This window comes from Desulfococcus multivorans, assembly GCF_001854245.1.
Classification (GTDB): Bacteria; Desulfobacterota; Desulfobacteria; order Desulfobacterales; family Desulfococcaceae; genus Desulfococcus; species Desulfococcus multivorans.
This window is the reverse complement of record NZ_CP015381.1, coordinates 3217879-3242355: the sequence shown is the minus strand read 5'-3', so window position 1 is coordinate 3242355 and position 24477 is coordinate 3217879. Positions and strand designations below refer to the sequence as shown.

At 56.3% G+C, this 24477-nt stretch carries 24 protein-coding genes; 13 read left to right on the top strand and 11 right to left on the bottom strand.

Annotation, left to right across the window (positions count from 1 at the left end; translation table 11 throughout):
* The first annotated feature begins 66 nt into the window (after positions 1–66).
* From dmul_RS14145 to dmul_RS14135, 3 genes are read left to right on the top strand one after another with little or no spacing between them, the layout of a single operon-like run.
* Positions 67–1440, top strand: a complete 1374-nt coding sequence (locus tag dmul_RS14145) for a sigma-54-dependent transcriptional regulator (protein ID WP_020877972.1) — start codon at positions 67–69, stop codon at positions 1438–1440.
* Between the two features lie 9 nt (positions 1441–1449).
* A complete protein-coding gene (locus tag dmul_RS14140) occupies positions 1450–1683 on the top strand; it encodes a MoaD/ThiS family protein (protein WP_020877973.1) in 234 nt (77 codons plus the stop codon).
* Complete coding sequence (locus dmul_RS14135; RefSeq protein WP_020877974.1) at positions 1680–2561, top strand: HesA/MoeB/ThiF family protein; 882 nt, start codon at positions 1680–1682, stop codon at positions 2559–2561. The genes dmul_RS14140 and dmul_RS14135 overlap by 4 nt, the downstream gene beginning before the upstream one ends.
* A 194-nt stretch (positions 2562–2755) precedes the next feature.
* Here the strand turns inward: dmul_RS14135 and dmul_RS14130 are convergent, their stop codons facing one another.
* Together dmul_RS14130 and dmul_RS14125 are read right to left on the bottom strand one after the other, a co-directional pair.
* Positions 2756–4492 (bottom strand): aldehyde ferredoxin oxidoreductase family protein, encoded by a 1737-nt coding sequence (locus tag dmul_RS14130; RefSeq protein ID WP_020877975.1) that lies wholly within the window; start codon positions 4490–4492, stop codon positions 2756–2758.
* A 276-nt stretch (positions 4493–4768) separates the two neighbouring features.
* Positions 4769–5305: a hypothetical protein gene (locus tag dmul_RS14125; RefSeq protein ID WP_020877976.1), complete on the bottom strand. Its 537-nt coding sequence runs from the start codon at positions 5303–5305 to the stop codon at positions 4769–4771.
* Here dmul_RS14125 and dmul_RS20290 point away from each other — a divergent pair.
* The 5 genes from dmul_RS20290 (at position 5292) to dmul_RS14100 (ending at position 9582) form a co-directional block, all read left to right on the top strand.
* Positions 5292–5540 (top strand): hypothetical protein, encoded by a 249-nt coding sequence (locus tag dmul_RS20290; RefSeq protein ID WP_144016581.1) that lies wholly within the window; start codon positions 5292–5294, stop codon positions 5538–5540. The two genes, dmul_RS14125 and dmul_RS20290, sit on opposite strands and share 14 nt — an antisense overlap.
* A gap of 185 nt (positions 5541–5725) precedes the next feature.
* Complete coding sequence (locus dmul_RS21095) at positions 5726–6091, top strand: twin-arginine translocase TatA/TatE family subunit (RefSeq protein ID WP_020877977.1); 366 nt, start codon at positions 5726–5728, stop codon at positions 6089–6091.
* A gap of 34 nt (positions 6092–6125) precedes the next feature.
* Positions 6126–6992 (top strand): twin-arginine translocase subunit TatC, encoded by an 867-nt coding sequence (tatC, locus tag dmul_RS14110; RefSeq protein ID WP_144016583.1) that lies wholly within the window; start codon positions 6126–6128, stop codon positions 6990–6992.
* Positions 6985–8715, top strand: coding sequence for a YcaO-like family protein (locus dmul_RS14105; RefSeq protein ID WP_020877979.1), 1731 nt, complete (start codon positions 6985–6987; stop codon positions 8713–8715). The genes tatC and dmul_RS14105 overlap by 8 nt, the downstream gene beginning before the upstream one ends.
* A 39-nt stretch (positions 8716–8754) precedes the next feature.
* Positions 8755–9582: a 50S ribosomal protein L11 methyltransferase gene (locus dmul_RS14100; protein WP_020877980.1), complete on the top strand. Its 828-nt coding sequence runs from the start codon at positions 8755–8757 to the stop codon at positions 9580–9582.
* A gap of 30 nt (positions 9583–9612) precedes the next feature.
* On the opposite strand, the gene dmul_RS14095 is transcribed toward dmul_RS14100, so the two are convergent.
* From dmul_RS14095 to dmul_RS14080, 4 genes are all read right to left on the bottom strand, one after another.
* Complete coding sequence (locus dmul_RS14095; RefSeq protein WP_020877981.1) at positions 9613–11040, bottom strand: sigma-54-dependent transcriptional regulator; 1428 nt, start codon at positions 11038–11040, stop codon at positions 9613–9615.
* A gap of 89 nt (positions 11041–11129) precedes the next feature.
* Complete coding sequence (locus dmul_RS14090; RefSeq protein WP_040415956.1) at positions 11130–12617, bottom strand: sensor histidine kinase; 1488 nt, start codon at positions 12615–12617, stop codon at positions 11130–11132.
* Between the two features lie 44 nt (positions 12618–12661).
* Complete coding sequence (locus dmul_RS14085; protein WP_020877983.1) at positions 12662–13969, bottom strand: amidohydrolase; 1308 nt, start codon at positions 13967–13969, stop codon at positions 12662–12664.
* Positions 13962–14831 carry a purine-nucleoside phosphorylase gene (locus dmul_RS14080; protein ID WP_236885996.1) on the bottom strand — a complete coding sequence of 290 codons (870 nt, stop codon included), beginning with the start codon at positions 14829–14831 and terminating at the stop codon, positions 13962–13964. The genes dmul_RS14085 and dmul_RS14080 overlap by 8 nt, the downstream gene beginning before the upstream one ends.
* 200 nt (positions 14832–15031) lie before the next feature.
* Between dmul_RS14080 and dmul_RS14075 the strand changes: the two genes are divergently transcribed.
* From dmul_RS14075 to dmul_RS14055, 5 genes are all read left to right on the top strand, one after another.
* Positions 15032–15526, top strand: coding sequence for an NADH-quinone oxidoreductase subunit NuoE family protein (locus dmul_RS14075; RefSeq protein ID WP_020877985.1), 495 nt, complete (start codon positions 15032–15034; stop codon positions 15524–15526).
* Positions 15527–15576: 50 nt separating this feature from the next.
* Positions 15577–15930, top strand: coding sequence for a DRTGG domain-containing protein (locus tag dmul_RS14070; RefSeq protein ID WP_020877986.1), 354 nt, complete (start codon positions 15577–15579; stop codon positions 15928–15930).
* Between the two features lie 43 nt (positions 15931–15973).
* Complete coding sequence (nuoF, locus tag dmul_RS14065) at positions 15974–17821, top strand: NADH-quinone oxidoreductase subunit NuoF (protein ID WP_020877987.1); 1848 nt, start codon at positions 15974–15976, stop codon at positions 17819–17821.
* A 63-nt stretch (positions 17822–17884) separates the two neighbouring features.
* Positions 17885–19975 (top strand): FAD-dependent oxidoreductase, encoded by a 2091-nt coding sequence (locus dmul_RS14060; RefSeq protein WP_020877988.1) that lies wholly within the window; start codon positions 17885–17887, stop codon positions 19973–19975.
* A gap of 76 nt (positions 19976–20051) precedes the next feature.
* Positions 20052–20525 carry a SoxR reducing system RseC family protein gene (locus dmul_RS14055; RefSeq protein WP_020877989.1) on the top strand — a complete coding sequence of 158 codons (474 nt, stop codon included), beginning with the start codon at positions 20052–20054 and terminating at the stop codon, positions 20523–20525.
* 57 nt (positions 20526–20582) lie between these two features.
* Here the strand turns inward: dmul_RS14055 and dmul_RS14050 are convergent, their stop codons facing one another.
* The 5 genes from dmul_RS14050 to dmul_RS14030 form a co-directional block, all read right to left on the bottom strand.
* Positions 20583–21035, bottom strand: coding sequence for a universal stress protein (locus tag dmul_RS14050; protein ID WP_020877990.1), 453 nt, complete (start codon positions 21033–21035; stop codon positions 20583–20585).
* 12 nt (positions 21036–21047) lie between these two features.
* On the bottom strand, positions 21048–21959 hold the full coding sequence (locus tag dmul_RS14045) for a protein kinase family protein (protein WP_020877991.1): 912 nt from the start codon (positions 21957–21959) through the stop codon (positions 21048–21050).
* 6 nt (positions 21960–21965) lie between these two features.
* Complete coding sequence (locus dmul_RS14040; RefSeq protein WP_020877992.1) at positions 21966–22526, bottom strand: GAF domain-containing protein; 561 nt, start codon at positions 22524–22526, stop codon at positions 21966–21968.
* Positions 22527–22818: 292 nt separating this feature from the next.
* Positions 22819–23169, bottom strand: coding sequence for a DVU0772 family protein (locus dmul_RS14035; protein WP_020877993.1), 351 nt, complete (start codon positions 23167–23169; stop codon positions 22819–22821).
* Positions 23170–23332: 163 nt separating this feature from the next.
* Positions 23333–24097 (bottom strand): ABC transporter ATP-binding protein, encoded by a 765-nt coding sequence (locus tag dmul_RS14030; RefSeq protein WP_020877994.1) that lies wholly within the window; start codon positions 24095–24097, stop codon positions 23333–23335.
* Positions 24098–24477 lie beyond the last annotated feature (380 nt).

Genomic DNA, 24477 nt, shown 5'->3' with positions numbered 1-24477 from the left:
ATCAGATTACCATCACGAAAGTCGAGTTGAGTTCAGCGAATGAATTCATGAGACCAGCGGGTTGATATGCAACGATTGGAACCCATACAGCTTCTTGTCGTCGATGACGAACATTCCATCCGGCGGCTCCTCGAAAAGGAGCTGTCGCCCACACGACATCACGTGATAACGGCGGGGACGGCCAGGGACGCCCTTGCGCTGGTCCGAAGGAAACCGTTTGATGTCATTATTCTCGATATTCAACTGCCCGACGGCAACGGCCTGGAGTTGCTGGAGCGTTTCCGAAAAGTCTCCATGGGCGCGGAAATCATCCTGGTCACCGGGTTCGGGGATATCGACAGCGCGGTGGAGGCGATGAAACGAAGCGCCTATGATTATATCACCAAACCTTTCAACCTCGACCGATTGGAGTTGGTCGTCGAAAAGGCCTATCAGCGGGCCTGCCTTACGCGGGAGAACCGTCTTCTCCGTCACAAACAGGGAGAATCCCCGCCCCACACCCTTATCGGCAATTCGCCGACCCTCGACCATGTGCGGTTTCTGGTGCAAAAAGTCGCGCCGACGCAGGTGCCGGTGCTCATCACTGGTGAAAGCGGCACCGGAAAAAACGTCGTCTCCCGGAACATCCATCACCTGAGCCGGCGATCGGGCTATCCGCTGATCACCAAAAATTGCGGCACGCTTCAGAAGGAATTGATACTCAGTGAGCTTTTCGGGCACCGGAAAGGTGCCTTTACCGGAGCGGCGGAATCACGGGACGGCCTTCTGGCGCTGGCCCACAAGGGGACCCTCTTCCTGGACGAAATCGGGGAACTTCCCATGGACGTCCAGGCATCCCTTTTGCGGGTGCTTGAGAGTCAGACCTTTCGGCGGGTGGGGGGGCAGAATGAACGCCGCGTGGACATTCGTTTCATCTTCGCCACCAATCGGAACCTGACCGATGAGGTGGAAGCCGGTCGTTTCAGTCAGGCCCTGTACCACCGGATCAATGTATTCAACATTGAACTGGCGCCGTTGCGGGAGAGAAAGGAAGACATACCGCTTTTGGTTGAACATTTCCGCCGGAAACTGAGCGTCGCAACCCCGCCGTGTCAAGTGTCCAAAAAGGCCATGCAGTGCCTCATGGTCTACGACTGGCCCGGCAACATTCGGGAACTCCAGAACGTGATCGAGCGGGGCATCATTCTGGCGGAAGAGGGGTGGATAACGGAACGGGGGCTTCCCCGGGAACTGGTCGAGGCGATCCGCGACACACCGTCCAAGGATACGCCCTTTTTCAGCCTGGCGGACATGGAGAAAAATCACATTCAGCGAGTGATGCGGTTTGTGGGCGGCAACCGGGCCAAGGCTTCCGAGATCCTCGGCATCGGTCGGAAAACCCTCTACCGAAAGCTCAAAAGCTATGAAACGGAAAATGAAAACGCGCCGTCCTTCAATTGAGGTGCATCCATGACGGATACCATATCTCTGAGACTTTTTGCCACCCTGTCCAAACGCATGCCGGAGGACGCCGATCGATATCCCATTACGCAGGGCACCACTGTCCGGGATATTGTCGAGCGGCTCAAGATAAAGGAAGACGAGGCCAGACTCATTTTCGTCAACAACAGGAAGGCCCTTCTGACATCTGTGCTCGATGACGGTGATCGACTCGGGATCTTTCCGCCGGTGGGGGGAGGATGATGGATTGCGTAAAGGATGATATGACCAAGGGGATGGCGGCGGCTATCCGACGGTCGGCCCGCAGGGGGAACCTTCCCGACGGTACGCCCTACGACGGCATCGGTACGGGTGCGGTGGCCGAAATCGCTCGTGAATTCCGGAGCGCCGGCTGGACGGTGGAGCGCACCGCCCTCGAAAACCGGGTGTGGCCGGAGCGTTACATCCGCAATATGAAGACGTTTTCCTCGAAAGATCAGGCCCGACTTCTGGGGGCTGCGGTTACGGTGGTGGGGTTGGGCGGTCTTGGGGGCACCGTAACGGAGATCCTGGCCCGAGGGGGTATCGGCACCCTCGGACTCATCGATGCGGATCGGTTCGACGAGTCGAACCTCAATCGTCAATTTTACAGCACCGTTGCGAACATTGGTTTATCCAAGGCTGAGGCGGCCCGTCTTCGGATTGCAGCGGTCAATCCTTCCGTCGCGGTATCCGCCCACCCGGTGTTTCTCGATGAGGAAAGGGCGGTCGACCTGGTTCGGGGCGCCGACGTGGTGGTGGATTGCCTGGATACCCTCAAATATCGCTTCGTTCTGGAATCCGCGGCAAAGGATTTGGGGATCCCCATGGTGTCAGCCGCCATCGCCGGGGTGGCCGGGCATGTCACGACCATTCTGCCTGAGGATGAAGGGCTTTCGCGCATTTATGGGGATCGGGACAGCGTCGACGAAAAGGGGGTCGAGCGCTCCCTGGGGTGTCTTCCCCATGCCATTACCATCCTTTCCGCCCTGGAATGCGCCGAGGTCTTCAAACTTCTCCTGGGAAATTCCGAAACCCTCCGAAACCGATTACTGGTTATGGATCTTACAGACTACACCTTTGAACTTCTTGAACTGGCGTGATCATGCTGAACCGACAACATATCGGTTTCGAGGCTCAGGGGACACCCCTGCCGTTCGACGCGCTCTTCCCCGTGCCGGGCCGGAAACAGACTTGCACTGCAAGTTGATTGCGACCTGCCGGGCGTCCCAAAAAAAAGCGGGGTGGAACTGAACAAGCCCCTCCCCGCCGTTATGCAGCGTCGCCTGAAGAGCGATTACCAGTTGAAGACCGTGTCGAGCGCTTCATCCGTTATGTCGAAGGTGACGTTGTGGGGGCCGACAGGTTCTCGCTTCATGAAACGCGGCAGGCGATCGTCCTCTTTCGTAAAACCGGCCTTTCGATTGAATTCCCGTTCCATGGAAAGGATCTTCTTGCCCAGAGCCACTACGTCGTCGCCGGTCATGTTCAGGTTGTACATGCCGTTGATGGTATCGACCATGGCGTTGAAGGTCTCCTGCTGGTCGAGAATGGCAAAGGCGATAAACAGGCAATAGCCGGTGGCGTCCAGCGCGGCTGTGGCGATCTGAAGGTTTCGGGACAGTTCGATCTGACCTTCGTTGCTCAAGGGATCGACGTCGCCGCCGACCTTGAGGATATTGGTGGCGATGGCGTATCCGGCGGTGTGATCGGCCCCCATGGGCGTGGTGGCGTAAGTCACGCCGATCCCTTTGATGGCCCTGGGATCATAGGCCGGCATGGCTTGATTTTTGACCACCGGCGCACGTTCGATCCCGAAGGCTTTGGCGGTAAAAGCTGCGCCGTTCCCGAGAATTCGGCCTAAAGGCGTGCCCTTGCCCACCTCCTCTATCAGCCTTTCGGCGCCTTCGGCGTCTCCGAACTTGAGGAGTCCGGCTTCCATGGCCACGCCGATGGTCACCCCCATCTCGATGGTGTCCAGACCGATATTGTCATCCATAAAGTCGAGTTTGGCAATGGCGTCCAGGTCGCAGATGCCGCAGTTGCCGCCGTGGGCCCAAACCGTCTCATATTCCGGTTGTTTGGTGATGTAGTTGCCGTCTTTGTCTACGAAGATGCCGGAGCACCGGATGGCGCACCCCACATGACACCCATGGGTAGGGTTGCCGCCGCGTTTCTGCTCCAGTTCGGCCTGAGCCTCGCCGCTGATCTTGGCGGCATCCGCGTACTGGCCTTTTTGGAAATTATAGGTCGGATAGGCTCCGGCTTCGTTGATGACATTGGTCAGTACGTTGGTACCGTAAGCCGGCAGACCCTCTCCGGTGACGGCGTGCTTTCGCAATCCCTCCACGAAGGACTTGTTGGCCGCCTTGAATCGCTCCGGATCCCGGGGTTTACGCATGCCGCACCCCGCGTCGTCGAGGATGATGACCTTGATCCCCTTGGCACCCATGACTGCGCCGACACCGCCGCGGCCGGCATGGCGCGAGGGCCGGAACTCCCGATCGGTGACGGCGATGGAAGCGGCGCAGAGCTTCATTTCGCCGGCGGGTCCGATGGAGATCATAGCGACCTTGTCGCCGTGCAGGGCTTTCATCTTCTCGGCCAGATCGTAGTTGGTCGTCATTTTAAATTCACCGGCCGGAGTGATTTCCACCGTGTCCTTGTTGATGAAGACCTTGTAGAGATTGTCGGTTTTGGGCTCGCCTTCGATGATAATGGCCGCATATCCCAGCCGAGCCATCACCTGACCGGCCTGTCCGCCCGCGTTGGACTCCTTGATGCCGCCGGTCAGCGGACTCTTGCAGCCGACCGAAATCCGTCCGGAGGTCGATGCTGCGGAACCGCTCATCAACCCGGGGGCGATGACGAGTTTGTTTTCGGGACCCAGGGGGTGACAGTCCGGAGGAACTTCGCTGCCGACGACCATGGAAGTCATGGCCCTTCCGCCCATCCCGGCATATGCACCGAGTTCGGTTACCGTGACCTTGGGGCCGCCTTCCGCGCCTACATCGATACGTAGAATTTTGTCCATAGGGTTACATCCTCCTTCACGTGTTCGTTTCGGTTAATATCGGTTTGAATAGACTATGTTCAGGAAGTTTCTAAATCTGATAGGAATGGAGTTATATATATTAACTTATTATAACTATATATTTTTATTATATTTAGGTATTTACTGCATGTCAATATAAATAGCCCTTCCCCGCGAAACCCGTTGTTTGTCAGGAAATGCAAGATACCTGCCAATATGGTAGGCGAATGCTGTCGACAGGGGACGAGGCCTGCGAAGCAGGGCAGTGAAAGTGACCTAACAGGAGGAAGGGGGCGATGCGATAATGAAGACCTCGCTGTTGGGTTCATCGACGTCTTCGGATCCGGATGGAATGCTGTCCGGCAGGTCCTGTCGGGAGACACGGAAGCCTCGCTGGAGAAAAAGAGGACCGAGTTCTCCGATAAGCATGTTGAAGAGTTTGACCGTGATCGAACCGTTGCGAACGTCCACATTCGCCGTCGTTTCGTGATAGGTGATCCCGCTGCGAAGAGCGGCATAGAACCCTCCACGCCGCATGACGGCGCCTACGAGTCCGGGCATGGCCGAGGAAAGGGCGAGGATCGCGCCGTCCCTGACACGGGCCTCGTCCATGTCGTCCACCGGTTTGCCGTTGAGAAACAGGGTGCTGATTCTTTCCGTCACCACTTCGGGGGGTAAGTGCCACTGATCCAGGAGAAGTGATCTGACCGTGCAACCGGTTTCGATATCCACCCGGATTCCCTTTTGGAAGAGAATGGTCAGGTCCTGCCATGCCTCAGGGGGTACTTGAATTCTGGGTATGGATGATGCCATCGTAAGTCCTCCGATACTTTTGACGCCGGCCGACATGGGCTTTCAAGACGACGGCGCAGCTATAGGAAATCCAACTTTCGGTGTTCAGCCCCTATCTCTACGAAAGCCGAAAGTTGAGCAAGAAAAATATGACGATCTCCGGGAAAAACGTCAACATGGATGTGGGGGACTGGAAAATAAAAGTCAAGGAGAAGATTTTTATCAGGGGAAAACATGCAAGATCGGGTCAATATGACTTTTTGGGGGGCAAAGATTGGGTCATTAATGAACATCACGTTTCAGAGGGTCGATGAAGACAACCGGATCGTCCCGCAAAGAACTTTTCCTTCCCCTTGACACCCCCTGCCAAAATCAGTACAAATAACCGCCTTAGCACTGTGTTTCCCACAAAAATAACGGTATTTCGAGAGAGGTGTATATATGTTCGGCATGGGAATGCCCGAGATTTTACTGATCCTGGCCGTCGCGCTTATCGTGATCGGACCCAAGAAGCTTCCGGACCTGGCCAAATCTCTGGGACGGGCAATGATCGAGTTCAAGCGGGCGACGTCCGAACTCAAATCCTCCCTTGAGGTCGACACCGATGTGATGGACGTGAAAAAGACCTTCAAGGACATGGATCAGACCCTGAAGACATCCGTCGACGCAGCCCCCCAAACGGTTCAGAAGACGGAAATGTCGGATGTTGCGAAAGAAGCTTCAACCCCGGCTTCGAAGCTTGAAAAGCCGGAATCCGAATCCAGCGGAGAGACGCTGAAGGAGAAGGCGGCCAACGATGACGCATGATCACGAGCCCGACAACCGTCGTCGGGGCGTCGACCTGGAGGATGACGAGAAAATGCCCTTCACCGCCCATCTTGAGGAACTCCGGGAGCGTTTGATCAAATCCTTCATTGCGGCCGGGGCAGGTTTCCTGATTGCCTATGGCTTCAAGGACAAGATTTTTGAAATTCTCATTCGTCCGCTCGTCAAAGTGATGGGAGAGGGGGATACGCTCATTTATACGGGTCTGCCCGAGGCTTTTTTCACCTATCTCAAGGTGGCGTTTCTGGCAGGGCTGATGGTGGCCTCCCCGGTCATCATCTATCAGTTCTGGATGTTCGTGGCACCGGGGCTCTATCGGAAGGAACGTAAGATCCTGCTGCCCATCGTCGTGCTTTCCACCTTTTTTTTCGTCGGCGGGGCGTTGTTTGGATATTTTTTTGTTTTTCCTATCGGCTTCCAGTTCTTTCTCGGATTTGCCAATGAGAAAATTCAGGCGTTGCCTTCGATGAAGGAGTATCTCTCCTTTTCCGCCAAACTGCTTATCGCCTTCGGCCTTGCTTTCGAACTCCCGCTGGTCTTGACCGGCATGGCCCGCATGGGGATCGTGACCGACGTTTTCCTTAAAAAAAATCGTAAGTACGCCATTCTGCTCTTTTTCGTCGGAGCGGCCATCGTTACGCCGCCGGATGTGGTGAGCCAGGTCCTGCTGGCTGTGCCCCTGATGGCCCTCTACGAACTCAGCATCGTCGGAGCCAAAGTATTCCAACCGAAGAAAGCCGGCGAAGAAGCGGCGGAAGCCGAAGGAAAACCCCCCGAGGCGGATACCCCGAAGACGGGGCACGAAAATGAAAACGGCGTATCCGATGATCAGGACGCCCGGAGCGAGGTCTCCAGCCCCGAGAGCGGAGAAAAGAATGCCTGAGGCGGCATCTTTTTCGGCAGACCTCGTCGAATACCGACTTGCACTGATGCAGACCGATGGCGGCATCGGCTATTTTTCGTGCGTACCAAAGACGGAGATCGACGACGCAGCATGCCTCGAAGCGCTCCGTACCCGGCCCAACGACGCCTTTCTGCGCCGTCACATGCTTAAACGGATCAGCCTTTGGGACCCGGCAGATCTGGGGGCCCGTCTCCGATCGATACCGGCTGCGGACGGATTCCTGCGCGCCCTTTTGTACGAGGCGATTCTGGTGTATGATCACTTCGCGTCCCTGAGGGACACCCTGCGACCGGAAAAGGTCCGACGGATAACGGGCGAAACGCCGTTCATTTACCTCAAATCCTACCTTGTCCCGGATCAGCCCCTTCATTCCCAATGGATTGATTTGTTCCGGGCCAATCTCAATGCGCACCGCATGCTGCCCCCGCCCCGGAATACCGGTCTTTCGGCGCCGTTTTTCGACAAGACCCTTTCCCAGGCCGATCCGCTCCATCCGGGCATAACGGCCGTTCGGGAAGAAACAGCGGCAATGGGATTGCCCGAGGCGCCCCCCCGCCCCCCTCTGGAGGAGACCTCCCGAATCGCCCTGGAAAAACTGGACGCCCTGGGCATCATCGCCGGGGAGGTCCAGCGACATGTAGCCTCCCTCAGCCCCGTTGCGTTGCTGCGGCAGTGGCATGTCGATATCGGCGTTTGCAACGGAAGACACCGTTTCCGGATCAGCGGGCTCCAAAACTCATATGGTCGGGGGCTTTCGTTGCCTGCGGCCCAAGCCTCTCTGGCCATGGAGATGATCGAGCGGTGTTCCGCGTTTGCCTCGGTCGGCGATGAGGGGGTAGAAGGTTATATCCGATCATATCCCTTGAAGCGGGCACGGTATTCCGAACTCGTCAAGGCCGGCATTCCGGCGGTGGACCCCAACCGTCTGGCCTTGGAGGCGCCATACGGTGACGAGCCTCTCCATTGGATCGAGGGCGAGGCGTTCGGGCGTGACGGGGCCGCGTCGGTTTGGGTGCCGGCCCAATGCATCTTTCTGTTCTGTAATCTTGACGAGATAAAACTCTTTTCAGCGCTGGGGTCCACCGGCCTGGCATCGGGCAACACCATGGACGAGGCCAGATTGAGCGCGCTTCTGGAGATTATCGAAAGAGATCACGACGGAACGACGCCCTTCCACCCTTCCCAGTGCTTCACCGTCGAGACTGTCGATCCCCGGGTGGGGCCTCTTCTTGAGAGCTACCGGGATTTGGGGATTCATCTGCAATTCCAGGATCTGACGTCCAGGCTGGGCGTCCCCTGCTGCAAGTGCTTCGTCCGGGACATTGGCGGGGGTATTGTGAAGGGAACCGGTTGTCATCTCGATGCCCGAAGGGCACTGCTTTCGGCCATGACCGAAACCCCCTATGCTTTTCCCTACGGGCCCCCGTCGGGGAGCGGCCTGCACGGGCTGGTCCGCGTACCCCTGGAGAATCTTCCGGACTATCGGCTGGGCAACAGTGCCGCCGATCTCAGGCTCCTCGAAAACCTTCTTGCCGCCTGGGGGTATCGACCCGTTTACGTAGACCTCACCCGAGAGGATGTGGGGTTGCCCGTGGTCCGTGCCCTTGTTCCGGGAATGGAGATCACGGCGGATTTCGACCGTTTCTCCCGGGTGCATCCCCGGCTTTTCGCCAATTACCTCCGGAACTTCGGCGAATCGTAAAGCCGATGTCCTTCCCTTTCAGATGCCATCCTCGATGCCGTGAATAAGCCGTCCCAGACCGCATTCGACGTCAAGACCGCCGCTCTCCGTATTCTGGAGGAGCGGACCGACGGCGTGACTCCGCAGGTTTTTGTCGGCCTGATGGCAGATGTTTTCGGACAAAGCCGGCGATGGGCCCGGTCTGTCCTCTGCGGGCTGGTGGCCGACGGCGAGCTTGCCTATCGGGAACAGCACGGCCATACGATCATCGAGCCTTCCTTTGATCGGGCGGTCCGTTTTTCCACCCATGTGGTCGTGAAGCCGCCAGGCAAAGCCTATACCCCCGCCCAGGATGAGATCGTCATTCGCCTGGCTCCCGGCGCCGCCTTCGGCACGGGACAACACCCCACCACCCGTTTATCGGTGCGGGGCATCGATGCGGCCCTGACGACGCTTTCCCTGGTGGAACTCCAGGGCGACTCGGCCGTTCTGGACGTGGGCACCGGATCGGGTATACTCGCCATTGCCGCACTGATGTTGGGAATTCGACGGGGGGTCGGCGTGGACATCGACCCCTGCGCCGTGGATGAAGCCCGACGAAACGCGGCATTGAACGATCTGTCCGAACGCCTTTCCGTGGACGCTGTTCCCGTGGAGGCGCTTCACGGCGTTTTCAACCTCGTCCTGGCCAATCTGAGATACCCCACTCTCAGACGGATCCTTCCTGAAATGTTTCGCGTGAGTTCGTCTCCTGCGGCATGGGTCTTCTCCGGGATTCGGATCGACGAGATTCGACCCTTTCGGGCCCTCTGCGGCATGTACGACGTTGCCTGCCGCTGGGCGGCAGTGGAGAAGGGTTGGGCGGCTATGGTGTTTGAACGGCCTTGATTCCGCGGCGGCGGCATCTGTCGCGGGAGGCTATTCCTTGACCGTGGTTTCGATCCGGATCTTGTATTTGTCGATTTTGGCATGAAGCGTCGGTCGGGAGAGGCCCAGGAGTTTCGCGGCGCGAGACCGGTTGCCGTCGGTCATGCTGAGGGCTTCACCGATGAGGATGCCCGAGAACCGGTCGATGCAGGCATCGAAAAGGTGCTTGTCGGACGGGTTCATCAGTTCCTTTCGAATCATCTGCCGCAACGCCTCGTCCAGATCACGGGTTCCGGTCTCCTTGACAGATGGCTTCTCCGTGACCGACAGGGTAATGTCCTCGGGCGACAGGGGCGTGCCCCGGTTGAAGATGAGGGCCTTCTGGATGACGTTGGAAATTTCCCGGACGTTGCCGGGCCATCGATATCCTTTGAGCAGGGTTTTAGCCTCCTCGGTGATCCCCGGGTTGTCGATACCGTTTTTGCCGGCGTAACGGGCCAGAAAGTATTCGGCGAGCAGCGGAATGTCGTCCGAACGCTTGGCCAGCGGCGGCAGCCAGATGGTGACCACCTTGAGCCGGTAGTAGAGATCCTCCCGAAACCGACCCTCGGCAATGGCTTTTTCCAGATCACGGTTGGTTGCTGCGATGATGCGAACATTGGTGGGGATCGTCTCGCGGCCCCCCAGGCGCTCGATGCTTTTTTCCTGGAGAAGCCGCAGCATTTTGGACTGAAGGGTCACGGGCATGTCTCCGATCTCGTCCAGGAAGATGGTGCCGCCGTGGGCTTGTTCAATCTTCCCGATTCGCCGGTGGATTGCACCTGTGAAGGCCCCTTTCTCATACCCGAACAACTCGCTTTCCAGGAGCGTGTCGGGAATGGCGACGCAATTGATCACCAGAAACGGTTTTTCCCGCCGCTGGCTGTACTGATAGATCGCTCTGGCGACCAATTCCTTGCCGGTGCCGGACTCGCCTCGGATCAGCACGGTGGCGTCCGTGGACGAGACCCGGCCGATGGCCTTGTAGACCTCCTGCATGGCCGGACTTCGGCCGATCAGGGCGTCATGGGCGGTTTCGTCGGGGGAGACGTCCATATCCACCGGAGATCGCATGAAGCGGCCTGCTTCGATGGCCTTTTCGATGATCTTGAGCATTTCGGGTATCTCGAACGGCTTGAGAACATAGTCGAAGGCCCCCATTTGTGTCGCCTCGATGGCGGTCTCGGTGGTGCCGAAGGCCGTCATGATGATGACGGGGAGCTTCGGGTCGATGCGGTTGAGACTTTTGAAGGTTTCAAGCCCGTTGATCCCCGGTAGTTGGACGTCCAAAATCACCAGATCGGGCGTTTTCTCCCGAACCTCGAGGAGGCAGGCTTCTCCCGATGCGGCCGTCAGAACGGTGTATCCCTCTTCCGTCAGCAGCTTGTGAAAGCTTTTCCGGAGCTGATCGTCGTCGTCGACAACTAGAATGATGCTCAATGTGTGTCTCCTGTCGGTCCAATGCCTGATAATGCCGGTCGACAAATCCGTCTGAGGGAAACTCCCGTCGACATTCCCGGACGTGTGGTCTATTCCTGATGATCCGGCCGATCACAGACCGGAAGGGTGATGATGAACGTGGCGCCCTCTCCTTCGACGGAATGCACTTCCAGCCGTCCGCGGTGCTCGCCGATGATTCGGTAGGCAATGGACAGCCCCAGGCCCGTCCCTTCGTCCTTGGTCGTAAAAAACGGCTGGAATATTTTTTGCCGGATGGCCTCGGGTATCCCCGGACCGTTATCGTTGATCCGGATGATCACCTTCCGACCATGGGCGGCATCGGCGGTGGTTGTCTCGTGGACCGTGATCTTGCCGTTCCGGCCGGTGCCGATAGCCTCGCAGGCGTTGATAATGAGGTTGACGAAGACCTCCTTGAGCTGCTCCGGATCAGCCTCCACCGAAGGCAGCGGCTCTTCGCGAACGATTTTCACCGCGACGTCGTAAGACCTGAGGCGATGCGCCAGTAATTGAAAGGTCGTGTCGACCACCTGAGACGGACTGATATGCTGCATCCTCAGCTTCGGCGGACGCGAGAATTCCAGAAAATTCTGGACGATGGTGTCGACATGCCGGATCTCCTCGGCGATAACGTCGAAATCCTCTTTTTCGGTTTCATCGAGCTCGAGGGTCCGACTCAGGGAGAAAAGGCGCATTTTGATGGAAGTAAACGGGTTTCGGATGGTGTGGGCCATACCGGTGGCCAGCTTCCCCACCATCGCCATCTTTTCCGACTGAAGGAGGTGCTCCCGGCTTTTTTCAAGTTCGGAGTGGGTGAAATCGACATCCTCGATCAGTCCGTGCACGGTTCTGCTGAGGGCTTTGATTTCGTTTTCTCTGGGAGAGATATTTTCACGCCGGTCGGCCATGCGCGTCAGTTCGCGCACCGGCTCGAGGACGTGTTTCATGAGCAGAACGGCCAGAAAAACGCCGCAAAGGAAGACCATGACCATGCCGAGAATAGCCATTACGCGAAGCTGTCGGGCTTGCTCCTGGCTCTCCCGTTTGGCCCTCTGGATCTCTTTTTTATAAAGGGCCTTGAATTCCTCGCACAGATCGAGAACCTTGAAAAAATGCTCTCGTACCGCTGCATGAAGGCGCCCGCCGGTCTCCCGGTCACCGGCCAGGTAATAGTCGATTACCTGGTCCTTGGTAAGGACGTATTGTTGATAGGCCGCGGCAATTCTCTCGATGGCCGCCTCCTGGTCGGCGGTGACCGTCACCAGTCGGGCTTTGCCGATGAGCGTCTTGAAGATCTGGCGGTATTCCCCCAATTGCCTCAGCCAGTCCGGGTTTCCGTCCAGAAAATAATAGGAGACGAAACCTTTCTGGTTGACCAGAGCGGTTTCGAGCTCCTGGGCCGTTTCGAAGGCGGCGGTGTCCTTGTCGATGATGTCTGTCAGGATACCGTCCATCCGGTAGGTGTACCAGACCATCACGACACCGCCAAAAAGAGTGATGAGAAGCAGCACAGCCAGTATGCTGTGGATGCGGAAGCTGAGATTGAGTCGGTGCCACATGGCGTCCTTCTTTTCCATCATTCGTTGGACGGGACCGTTCCGGATCAACGGAGACCTCGGGCGATGCGATTGACCTCCCGAATGGCTCTGTCGACGTCGATGGTGAAGACAGCGCCGTTTTCCATGACGACGCGCCCGGCGATCATCACGAAGGCCACGTCGCTGCCTCTTGCGGCATAGACCAGGTGCGACGTTGGCTGGAACATGGGTTGGAGGTGGGGTTTTTCGGTGTCGACAATGATGACGTCGGCCTGCTTTCCCGGTGCAAGAGAACCGGTGATCCCATCCAGCCCCAGGGCCCGGGCCCCCTCGATGGTGGCCATTCTCAGTACGGTCCGGGCGTCCATGACCGTGGGGTCGAGATTGGCCACCTTGTGCAGCTTGGCGGCGGTGTCCATTTCGAGGAGCATGTCAAGGTCGTTGTTGCTGGAACAGCCGTCGGTGCCCAGCCCGACGCAGACGCCGGCATCCAGGAGCTGGGGAATGGGGGCGATGCCCGATGCCAGCTTCATGTTGCTTTCGGGGTTGTGTGCCACCTTGACATCGTATCGGGCCAGGAGTGTCCGGTCCGATGCCGTCAAAACCACGCAATGACAGGCCAGAAGATGGGGGCCGAGAAGGCCGAGTTCCGCCATATGGGCTATCGGGGTGCGGCCGTAGGTTTTTTGAATCTGGTCGACCTCGTTTCGGGTTTCCGAGAGATGGGTGACGAGCAGGCAGTCGTTTTTCAATGCCGTGTCTCCGGCCTTCTTCAGGAGATCAGGTGCGCAGAGGTATGGAGAGTGGGGCTCCACGGCAATACGTATCAATGGATCTTTCCGCCATTGGTCGATCAGGGCCTGCGTCTTTTCGAAGCCTTTGCGAAGGGGCCCGTAGGCGGGAGATGGAAAGTCGAAAAGCACCTCTCCGACCACGGCTCTCATCCCGGCTCGTCGAGCCGTTTCCGCCACGGCGTCCTCAAACAGGTACATGTCGCAGAAACAGGTGGTGCCCGACAAAATCATTTCCGCACAGGCCAGCGCTGTCCCGGTCGCTACCTTCTCCCGATCCAGTGTCGCCTCGGCCGGAAAGATGTGATCGTTGAGCCAGGTCATCAGGGGGAGGTCGTCGGCAAGACCCCGGAAACAGGTCATCGCCGCATGGGTGTGGACGTTGACCAACCCGGGCATGATGATACCGCCCCGAGCATCGACGGTTCGATCGACGCGCCATCCCTCGAATCCGGCTGCATCATCCACGGCGGCGATGATGTCCCCCGATACGGCGACAGCGCCGTCCGGAATTGTACGATCCTCGTCATCCATGGTCAGAACGAGGCCGCCGGTGATGAGAATATCCGCATGCCTATCCATGGGCGTTCATCCCTTGAAGTATCGCGTTGATGAGACGGTTCAGCTTCGGTGCGGCGGCGTTGGCCACGGCGATGATATCCTCAACCGTCGCCGGCATCGGGCGGTCCGGGTCGTTGACATTGGTGATGATGGAGAGTCCTATGATTTTCATGCCGGCATGAACGGCGACGATGGCCTCCTGAACCGTCGAGAATCCCACGGCATCGGCGCCGATGGTTCTGAGATACCGGACCTCGGACGGGGTTTCCAGGGAAGGTCCCTTAAGACCCGCATAGACGCCCTGTCGGAGTGAAATGCCGCACTGATCGGCCGCGGTCCGGACCAGTGTTCGGAGATCGGGGTCGTAGACATGGGTCATGTCGGGAAAGCGGATGCCCCAGTCCGCCTCGTTGGGGCCGATGAGCGCATTGGTACCGGTCAGGTTGATGTGGTCCGTTATGAGCATGACGTCGCCGGGTCGGAAGGTCGGATTCAGTCCGCCGGCGGCGTTGGAGACGATCAGGGCTGCGACGCCAAGCCGGCGCATGACGCGAATGGGGAAGGTCACCTGACGGGGTGTATAGCCTTCGTAGAGATGGATTCGGCCCTGCATGGCCATCACCGGCATACCGCCCATGATGCCGAAGAGAAGGCGACCGCGATGACTTTCCACCGTAGAAACCGGGAAATGGGGAATTTCGCGATAGTCGAAGGCGTTGCAAACGTTGAGTGTATCGGTGCCTTCCCCGAGCCCCGTGCCGGTCAGAATGCCGACCCGAGGGTTGGGGCTGATCCGTTTTTCCAGGAAATCGGCGGCATCCTCAATCATTTGTCTGTAATCGGCCATAATGTTGCCTTTCCGGTATCGTTGTCGATGTGTCATGTGGATTGAAATCCATCTTTTTTCGATGAAAACTCCTATTTTTATAGTCGAGACCAACGGTTCCGTCAATCCTTCAAATTGGCGTCGATGTGATTGACTTTTTTCGATTTGTATGAAATGGTACCGTTTGGTAAAAATATCTTGGCGAGATCCGGTAACGGGGTTTATTAAAATATTTGAATTTTTTGGGAGATTACAACATGCTCGAGTTAGAACATCCAGAACACCCGGATATTACTGAAGAGATGTGGAAAGATGTCGACAAGATCATTGATGAGCATTACGGACAACCCGGCTGCATCATTGCCGTACTGCGAAAAAGCCAGAGCGTTGTGGGGTATTTGCCGGCACCCTTGATGGACTACATCAGCGCGGGCCTCAATTTGCCGAGGAGCGACGTTTTCGGCGTGGCATCGTTTTATTCCCTGTTCTCCTTGGAACCCAAAGGGCGGCATGTGATCAAGGTCTGTACCGGAACCGCCTGCTACGTCAAAGGCATTCGAGAGGTCATCAGCCGTATCAGCAACAAGTACAACATGGCCGAGGGGTGTACATCCGCCGATCGTTGCTTTTCACTGGAATCCGTCCGATGCCTGGGAGCCTGCGGGTTGGCGCCGGTCATGGTCATCGGCGAGAATGTCCACGGCGCTGTAAAGGCGGATACGGTTCTGGACATCCTCCAGAGATATGAATAAGACTTTTAACCCTTTCGTCCTCCGGACAGGAGAAGGGTTGGCAGGCATAAATGAAACTCTCTGAAATAAAAGAGATATTGAACGCTGAATTCGTCGTCGGCGAAGAGCACATGGACCGTACGGTATTCGGCGGAGGCGGCGCGGATTTGATGGACGACATCCTCTCCGCGGTCGCCAAAGGGTCCGTTCTGTTGACGGGTCTCAATTCGGAACAGGTGATCCGTACCGCGAAAATCGCCGAGGTTGGGGCGGTGGTCTTCGTCAGGGGGAAAAAACCCAACAATTCGATACTGGAATTGGCACGATCGTACGATCTGCCGATTCTGATCACGAGTTATTCCATGTTTGTCGCGAGTGGTCGTCTTTATATGAACGGGCTCAGGGGGCTCGACGGGTCCTGGTAACGCCGGATCAAAAGCCGGAGCAATAGTCGGAGGAAAGAGAAATATGGCAAAATTGACCATAGACGATCTGAAACGGATAAAAAAAGAGCACGAGGGCGATCTGGGATCAGCGGACGTGAAACATCTGCTCGTCTGCGGCGGCACCGGGTGTCATGCCACGGGAAGCATCGCCGTCATTCATGCGCTCAGAGACGAGATTGCAAAGCAGGGTCTCTCGGAAAAGTTCAGGGTGGTGGAAACCGGATGCAACGGTTTTTGCGCCATGGGACCGATTCTGGTGGTCCATCCGGACGGTATTTTCTATCAGAAGCTTACAGCGGAGGATATTCCCGGAATGATCAAGGAGCATTTCATCGATGGTAAGCCCATCGAGAAGCTCATGTACAAGGATCCCGCCACCAAAAAAAGAATACCCCTTCAGAACGATATCCCCTTTTTTGCGAACCAGATGCCGCGGGCGCTTCGAAACAAAGGCATGATCGATCCGGAGAAGATCGACGATTACATCGCCCGGGACGGTTATCAGGGCGCGCACAAGGCGCTCAAGGAGATGTCCGCCGCGGGGATTATCGAGCAAATGAAGATTTCCGGCCTCCGAGGGCGGGGTGGCGCCGGCTTTCCCACCGGCATGAAGTGGGATTTCGCCAGTAAGAGCCCGGGAACCGTCAAATATGTCCTCTGCAACGCCGACGAAGGGGATCCCGGCGCTTTCATGGACCGGAGCATTCTGGAAGCCGATCCTCATGCCGTGATCGAAGGCATGATTATCGCTGCCCGAGCCATTAACGCCAGCAAGGGCTACATCTACGCCAGAACCGAATATCCCCTGGCCATCAAGCGTCTGGAAATCGCCATCGAACAGGCGAAAGCTTACGGTCTGCTGGGAGATGACATCTTCGGCACCGGCATGAATTTCGATATCGAGATATACCAGGGGGCAGGCGCCTTTGTCTGCGGAGAGGAAACGGCGCTCATGCGGTCCATCGAAGGCCGTCGGGGGATGCCTCGGCCTCGGCCGCCCTTTCCGGCCCACAAGGGACTGTGGGAGAAGCCCACCATTCTCAACAACGTGGAAACCCTGGCCAATGTCCCCCAGATCATTTTGAACGGAGGGGCTTGGTATGCCGGCGTAGGTACCGAAAAAAGCAAGGGCACCAAGGTCTTCGCCATTTCCGGGGACGTCAACAACATCGGATTGGTCGAGGTGCCCATGGGCACGCCTCTCAGAACCCTCATTTACGATGTCGGCGGCGGCATTCCTGACAAACGTAAGTTCAAAGCGGTTCAGTTGGGCGGCCCTTCGGGCGGATGCATCCCCGAACAATATCTCGACACCAAGGTCGACTACGAGGAGATCGCGAAGGTCGGGGCGATCATGGGCTCCGGCGGCGTGATCGTCATGGACGATCATACCTGTATGGTCGACATGGCGCGTTTCTTCATGGATTTTATCCAGGACGAGTCGTGCGGCAAATGCACCCCCTGTCGAGAGGGCACCAAGCGCCTGCTGGAGATCTTGGAGAAGATCTGCGACGGACGGGGAACGCCTGAAGATATTGAGGTTCTCGAAGAACTGTCCGAAACGATCAAGGAAGGATCCCTCTGCGGTCTGGGACAGACGGCACCCAACCCGGTGCTTTCCACGCTTCGGTATTTCAGGGATGAGTACCATGCCCACGTCTATGACAAGAAATGTCCGGCCAAACGTTGTGCGGCATTGTTGAACTTCGAGGTGGATCCGGAAAAATGCACCATGTGCGGTGCCTGTTTCAAGGCTTGCCCCGCGGATGCCATCATATGGCAGAAGAAATCAGTGGCCGTGATCAATAAAGAGAAATGTGTCAAATGTCTGACGTGTTTCGACCGATGTAAATTTGATGCCATCAGTTAGAGAGGGAGTCGCGGAAGCATCGTAGGATCACAAGAGACTATAAGAGATCAAGGAGTATAGGATATGATAACAGCCGTTTGTATAATGGGAGGATTAGGAGTCATCGTCGGCGTCGGTCTGGCCGTTGCGTCCAAGGTCTTTTACGTTTGGGTGGATCCGACGATCGAGGCCGTGGAAGGGGTGCTGCCGGGCGCCAACTGTGGCGGTTGCGGATATCCCGGATGTTCGGCCAATGCCGCAGCCATCGTCGCCGGTAAATCCGCCCCCAACTCCTGTGTGGCGGCGGGCATCGAAACCGCCGAGGCCATTGCCGCCATCCTCGGGGTGGCCATTGAGGCAAAAGAGCCGGATATCGCCAAGCCTGGATGCTATTTCGGAACCCAGGATGCGGATCTGAAGTATATTTATAACGGCATGAATGATTGTCGCGCGGCGTCCCTTCTCGGCGGTGGAATGAAGGTCTGCACCATCGGTTGTCTGGGGCTGGGAAGCTGCGCGCGGGCGTGCCCATTCGGCGCCATCGTCATGGGGCCGGACAATCTTCCCATCGTGGATGCGGAAAAATGCACCGGATGCGGCACCTGCGAACGGGTTTGCCCCAAGCACATCATTACCCTCTCTTCGGTGACCCGACGGATCCTCAGGGAGTATACCGAAGACGAATGCACCACCCCCTGTCAGCGGGAATGCCCAGCCGGCATCGATATCCGGGAGTACATTCGTCAGATCCAGTTGGGGGATTACCATCGGTCCGTCCAGGTGATCAAAGAGCGAAATCCCTTTCCCACGGTGATTGGTCGGATCTGCCCGCGTCCGTGCGAGAACGCCTGTCGACGCAACCTCGCCGACGAACCGGTGGCCATCAACTTTCTCAAACGTTTCGCCGCTGATTTCGAGAAGGAGAGCGGTGAGCGGATTCAGCCTTACAAGGCTCCGCCAACCCAACGGCGGATCGCCGTCATCGGCGGCGGGGTGGAAGGACTTTCCACCGCCTTTTTTGCTGCGCGACTGGGGCATGATGTCGCCGTCTTCGAGGCGACGGATCGTCTTGGCGGGCTGCTCAGAACCGCAATCGCCCCTGAACGCCTCTCGGAGGAGATTCTCGATTGGGATATCGAGGGTATCCTCGACATGGGGGTTACGGCCCGGACAGGGCTCTCCATGGGGAGGGACTTCACCCTGGACCGACTGCTGGCAGACGGGTTCGAGTCGGTCTTTCTGGCCACGGGCGGATGGGACAATCGTCTCACCCGCATCTCTCCGGATGAGGTTGAAGCGGTCTTCCCCGGAACCTATCTGCTCATCGACCTGATCAAATCAGATTCCGAACGTCATAACACCATGCCGCTAAAAACCGATGTGGTCATTCTGGGCGGCGGTGCTACGGGCCTCCAGGCGGCCAAAATCTGCTGGGATCTGGGTGCCGAAAAAATCACCGTGCTTTTACGGGAATCCCGTGATCAACTGACCAAGGAATCTCTGGTACTACTGCCGGAATTGGAAGATGCGGACGCTGTTTCCATCGTTTACAATGCTGCTTTGACCCGTGTCTTCGGCGATGGTGGAAATCTCGAAGCCGTCGAATACGTGGATGTGGATACCCGCGCGGCCGTCACGGTCGAGGCTCAGAACCTTTTCGTCGCTGCGGGGCGCTTTCCTGAAATGATCTTTACCCGGGACGTATCGGCCGATGTCGCGGATGCGGATGATGCGGCCAAGACTTCGTTGGAAACGAGCCGGTGGGTCGGCACCGCCGTATACAAGAATCCGGCATTCAAGGAGGAGATCGGCGTTTTCTCGAGAGGAGACGTCGTGACGGATTACAGCGCAGCGATCCGGGCCATCGGCGCCGGTCGTCGGGCTGCCGCATCCATCCATCGGATGATGTATGGGATCCCGCTCACGCTGGACGACAACGTTCTGACGCCCGCGTCCATGATCCAGGATGTGGATCACGTGGAAAATGTCAATACCGTGCCGCGGCAGATTATGCCCATTGCCACTCCCCGGGAACTGGCGGAGAAGGGGATCCTCGAAAAAGGGTTCACCGAGGCCATGGCTGTTAAGGAAGCCAATCGCTGCCTTCAGTGCGGACTGATCTGTTATGAAAAGACACCGGCTGTCCATGCCGGCAATAAAAGCGCAGCGGCCTAGCCGGTCCGCGAAATAACGGAGCGCTTCCTCGAGGGAAGCGCTCCGTTATGATATTTTAAGGGAAAAGGAGGTTGACGTGATCACCGAATACGGTATCGTCACACAAGTCGATGTCAAAAGTGCATGGGTTAAAACCGTTCGGCGAAGCACCTGTGAGGGCTGTGGTTCCAAAGACTCCTGCGAGGCGGCCAAAACGGGTCATGTGGAAGCGCTCAACCTTGTCGGGGCTGGGCTCGGGGATACTGTGACGGTGGGATTCGAAACCGGCTCGCTGATAAAGATCTCCATGCTCCTCTATATCTTTCCGGTGCTTTTCATGATCGGCGGCGCGGTTCTGGGAACCTACCTGGCCCCGCAATACGGCATGGACGAATCCGCGGCGGCGGCTCTTTTTGCCTTTGGCTCTTTTTTCATCTCGTTTGTCTGTATCCGCCTGACCAGCAGCAGGATATCGGGAAACGCAAGATATCAGGCCAAAATCATCAAAATCAGAGGCCGGGCACCAGTCGCGGAAGAATCTTCTGCGTCTGTGCCGTGCAGCAACGGATGACGCCGTTCGAACTCCTCCCGGCGCAGCTTGAATCCTGGTTGTGAAGCCTCTGAACCGCTAAATGGTTTTCACCACCAGAACTGCGGCGCCTTCGAGGGCTCTCACCAGCTTGATACTGACGTCTCCCAGCACGAATTCCTCGGATTTGGATTTTTTCCGGCGTCCTATCACCACCATATCGTAGACATTGCGGCTGAAATGATCGATAATGCCGTCAGTGGCCGTTGGATAGGGGTTCTTATCCAGGAGAATATGGATATTCTCTGGATCGATGCCGCCTTCGACCAGAATTTTCCTGGCGTCTTCCAAGACATTCCGGGCCCGCAGGGCATCCTTTCGCAAAAAATCCTCCCCCATGGTTTCTTCGCCGCTTGTCGGCTGTTGCCGGAAGACATGAAGGAGGGTGATGTCGAGGCGATCCGCTTGAAAGGGCAGTCCGGCAAAATACTGAACCACGCTTCGAGCGGTTTTGGAATCTTTCAGTGCCACGAGAATGGATTGTTGTCTCACGTCAACCCCCTGCTATAGATTACCCATGGATTGGATATATCCGTCGACCGCATCTGATATCTCGCCGACACTTTCATAGTAGACCTCGGCTTGCTGCGAAAAATGCATCAATATATCGTTGAGCATGGGTGGAATGTAGGGATAGAACTTACGTAAATTGACAAAACGCCATTTATCCAGGAGAGAAAAATCACCGGGCTCCAGTCGATCAAACAGATTTCCATAGGTGCGCGGATCGTTGCGGATGCCGTGAACCGTATGAAATCCTTTTCCGACGGCGTAGATCAGGAGGTTTCCAATCCCGAAAATGTCGAGGCTGAAAGGATTTTCCGGCGCATCGAATTCAAAGTCGAAGTCGATCCAGACATAATTACCCGTATGCCGCTCCACGATAATGTGATCGTTTCGGATATCCCCGTGTCGAAACCCGTTGGCATGGAGAAACTGTATCGCATTGAAAGCCGTGATCAAATGTTTGAGAATATCGGGAAGAAGGGTGTGGAAATAGGTGTAATGATCCATCGTGATCGTACCGAGTTGAACGAACAGGTTCGGTCCCGGTACGATATCGAGTACCCGTATATTATTGTTTCTGGTATCTTTAAAAGAGACTCCCTGCATGAAATGGGGGTGGCCTTTAACGAGTTCCAGAATTCGGCTCTCCTTGTCCGGGTCTCTGAAGCAACGGATGGGGACGCCGCCGATGGTGACGAAAAAGGTTTCAAGATATGAAAGCTTGATCAGTCTTTTTTCCCCGGTGTGGATATTTTTGACTTTTTTGACCCAGAATTTGGGGTCATCGATGCCGAAACGACGTTCCCGTTCGTGCCCGAACACAGCATACCGCTCTTCACCGACGATAATTTCATCCCCATTATCGATGGCAAAAAAATCGGAAGTATCCGTGAAGACCTTGCCTCCCATGGACTTCTATAATCCTTCCAGCATTCTCAGCGGCAAGGATTCCATGGCGTATTTCACCTTCTCAAGAAAATTGCGGAGGCCGTTGTTTTCGATGACCACCCCCAAATAGTCTGCAAGCAATGCGAATGAATCGAGATCATCGTCATTGGGGCGCCAGACACTGTCATGGTAGATCCGTATCAGACCGACGGGAGACTTGCGATAGTGGATGGGAACCGACAGCATGGAGGTGATGCCTTCTTTTCGGGCGTCCTCCGGATACTGAACCCGGGGATCGTTCTGGAAATCCTCGATGAAAACGGGTGCACGTGCGGAAAATGCACAATATTTGTCATCTATGAATATCGGGCCCTTGTCAAGGTAGGTCTCGCTGATGCCGCAGCTGGCGACCCGAAAGAGCTGCCCCTCCCGTTCGTCGTAAAGCATGACGCTGCACCCCTTAACTTTCAGGGTGCTGCATATACGTTCCGCAATGTGGTTGATCAAGAGCTTGAGGTCGGTGTAGGCCAAAATGGATCGGCTTATGGCCTTGAATTCCTTGAAATGAATTTTTGCCGCGTCTTCCATCGCTGTGTCTCCTCACGCCTGTATTGAAAAAAGCATCGAAAATAAGGTGCCTTGTTTCGTGTGGAGCTTTGACCGGGGTAGGTGAATTGGGGCGCCGTCGAATACTTGAAGAAGATATAGATGATTTACCGTATCAAATCAAGGAGGATTTCTGCCCGGCGCGTTTTCGATGTCTGGACCGATTGCCGCCGTCGTTTGTTTCGCTGCCTGGACGCCGATCATGGTGCCCAGGCATTTTCAGATGGTCCCCGCCCTGGGATGACAGGAGACCCGAGGCTTGGAAACCACCATCTCAATCCGCATCCAGCTCTTTTTTGAGCCATGCCTTGATGTCGTCTTCCAGGGCATAAACCCCTTTGAGTTCGCAGACCGGTTTTTCGAACCGCTCAGGAAGCTCGAATTTTGCCAATTCGACGGCTGCCTCCGAATTCCGTCGGATAAGGTAGATATAATAGGGTCTTGACCAGCAGTTGATGACGAAATAGGTGGTGTAATCGTCCGGTGATCGAATCACATAACCGTCGCCTCTTGCCCAGTTGTTGCCCCATTCCAGATAGAGCCGGACCGCTTCTTCCGGCGTCATTTCCCAGTTGATGGAATTGATCAGGTCTCTGTCTTTTTTGATGTCCTCGAGCGTCAACATTATCTGACTCCTTTCTGCGTGTCCCCGGGAGGCCCGGATGGTAGACGGAAATGGTGGGGCATGGTTAAAAGTTGAATTCTAATATAAAGACGATTGGGAGAATCACAAGCCACATGCTGTTTCTTCATTCGATTCGACTCGGGATGAGAACGACGGCTCGACGTTAGAGGTTTATTTTGCCGTTTCGGGTTAAAAACGCCCGAACCTTCGGATCGGCGCTTTCTGAAAGGAGCTGATCGGGGCTTCCCGTAGCGATCATGCTTTTGGTTTCTGCATCGAGATAGACGGCATTGTCGGCGATGTCGAAAATCGACGGGAGTTCGTGGGTAACCAGTACCATGGTCATGCCGATATGGTCACGGAGTTGAACGATGAGGTCGTCCAGGTGGGATGAGGTGATCGGGTCGAGTCCGGCGGAAGGTTCGTCAAAGAAAAGGATGTTGGGATCGAGCGCCAACGCGCGAGCAACGCCTGCTCTCTTCCGCATGCCGCCGCTGATTTCCGATGGATAATAATCTTCAAAACCGGCAAGTCCGACCAGAGCAAGTTTCAGCGCAGCCAGGTCCCGGATGTCGGCCGGGCTGAGATCGGTATATTCTCCCAAGGGGAGGCCGATGTTTTCGGCGAGGGTCATGGAACTCCATAGCGCACCGCTCTGGTAAACGATGCCGAATCGACTGGAAACCCCCGCGCGTCGATCGGGATCCACCCTCCACAGGCTGACGCCTTCGATAAGCACTTCCCCTCGGGAAGGCGGCTTCAAACCGCTCATGCATCGCATGACGGTGGTCTTGCCGCAGCCGCTTCCTCCCATGATGACGAAGATTTCTCCTTTATTGACCTGGAAGTTGAGATTCCGCTGGATTACGAAATCCCCATAAGCGATCTCGAGATTTCTGACGATAATGGGCAGGGTCTGTTGAGTCATAATGACAATGTCCTGTACGTGACCGAATAGCGGCTGAGGGAGACACCAAAGACTGCACGGGCATCTTAGGGGGATGCCGTGGTGATGTCAAATGAAAGATAGGCGAATGCCGATATGAGACTGTTCAAGGGCGAAGGGGAGAACCCCCTTCGCCGGATATCTGCGTGCAATCATCCGATCATACAGCTGCAGTCGCAGGGAACGCGTTTCATGCGGCAGACTGACTCATCCTCGCCGCTGCTCAGACATTCCTCGAACGACTGGTCACAATTTTTCAAACAGTCCCTGTCGATATTTTTGGATTCATCGCTCATGGATACACCTCATTGATGTTGTCGATTTAAAAGAATAAACTCACGGGTTCTCCCGCAAGATACCAA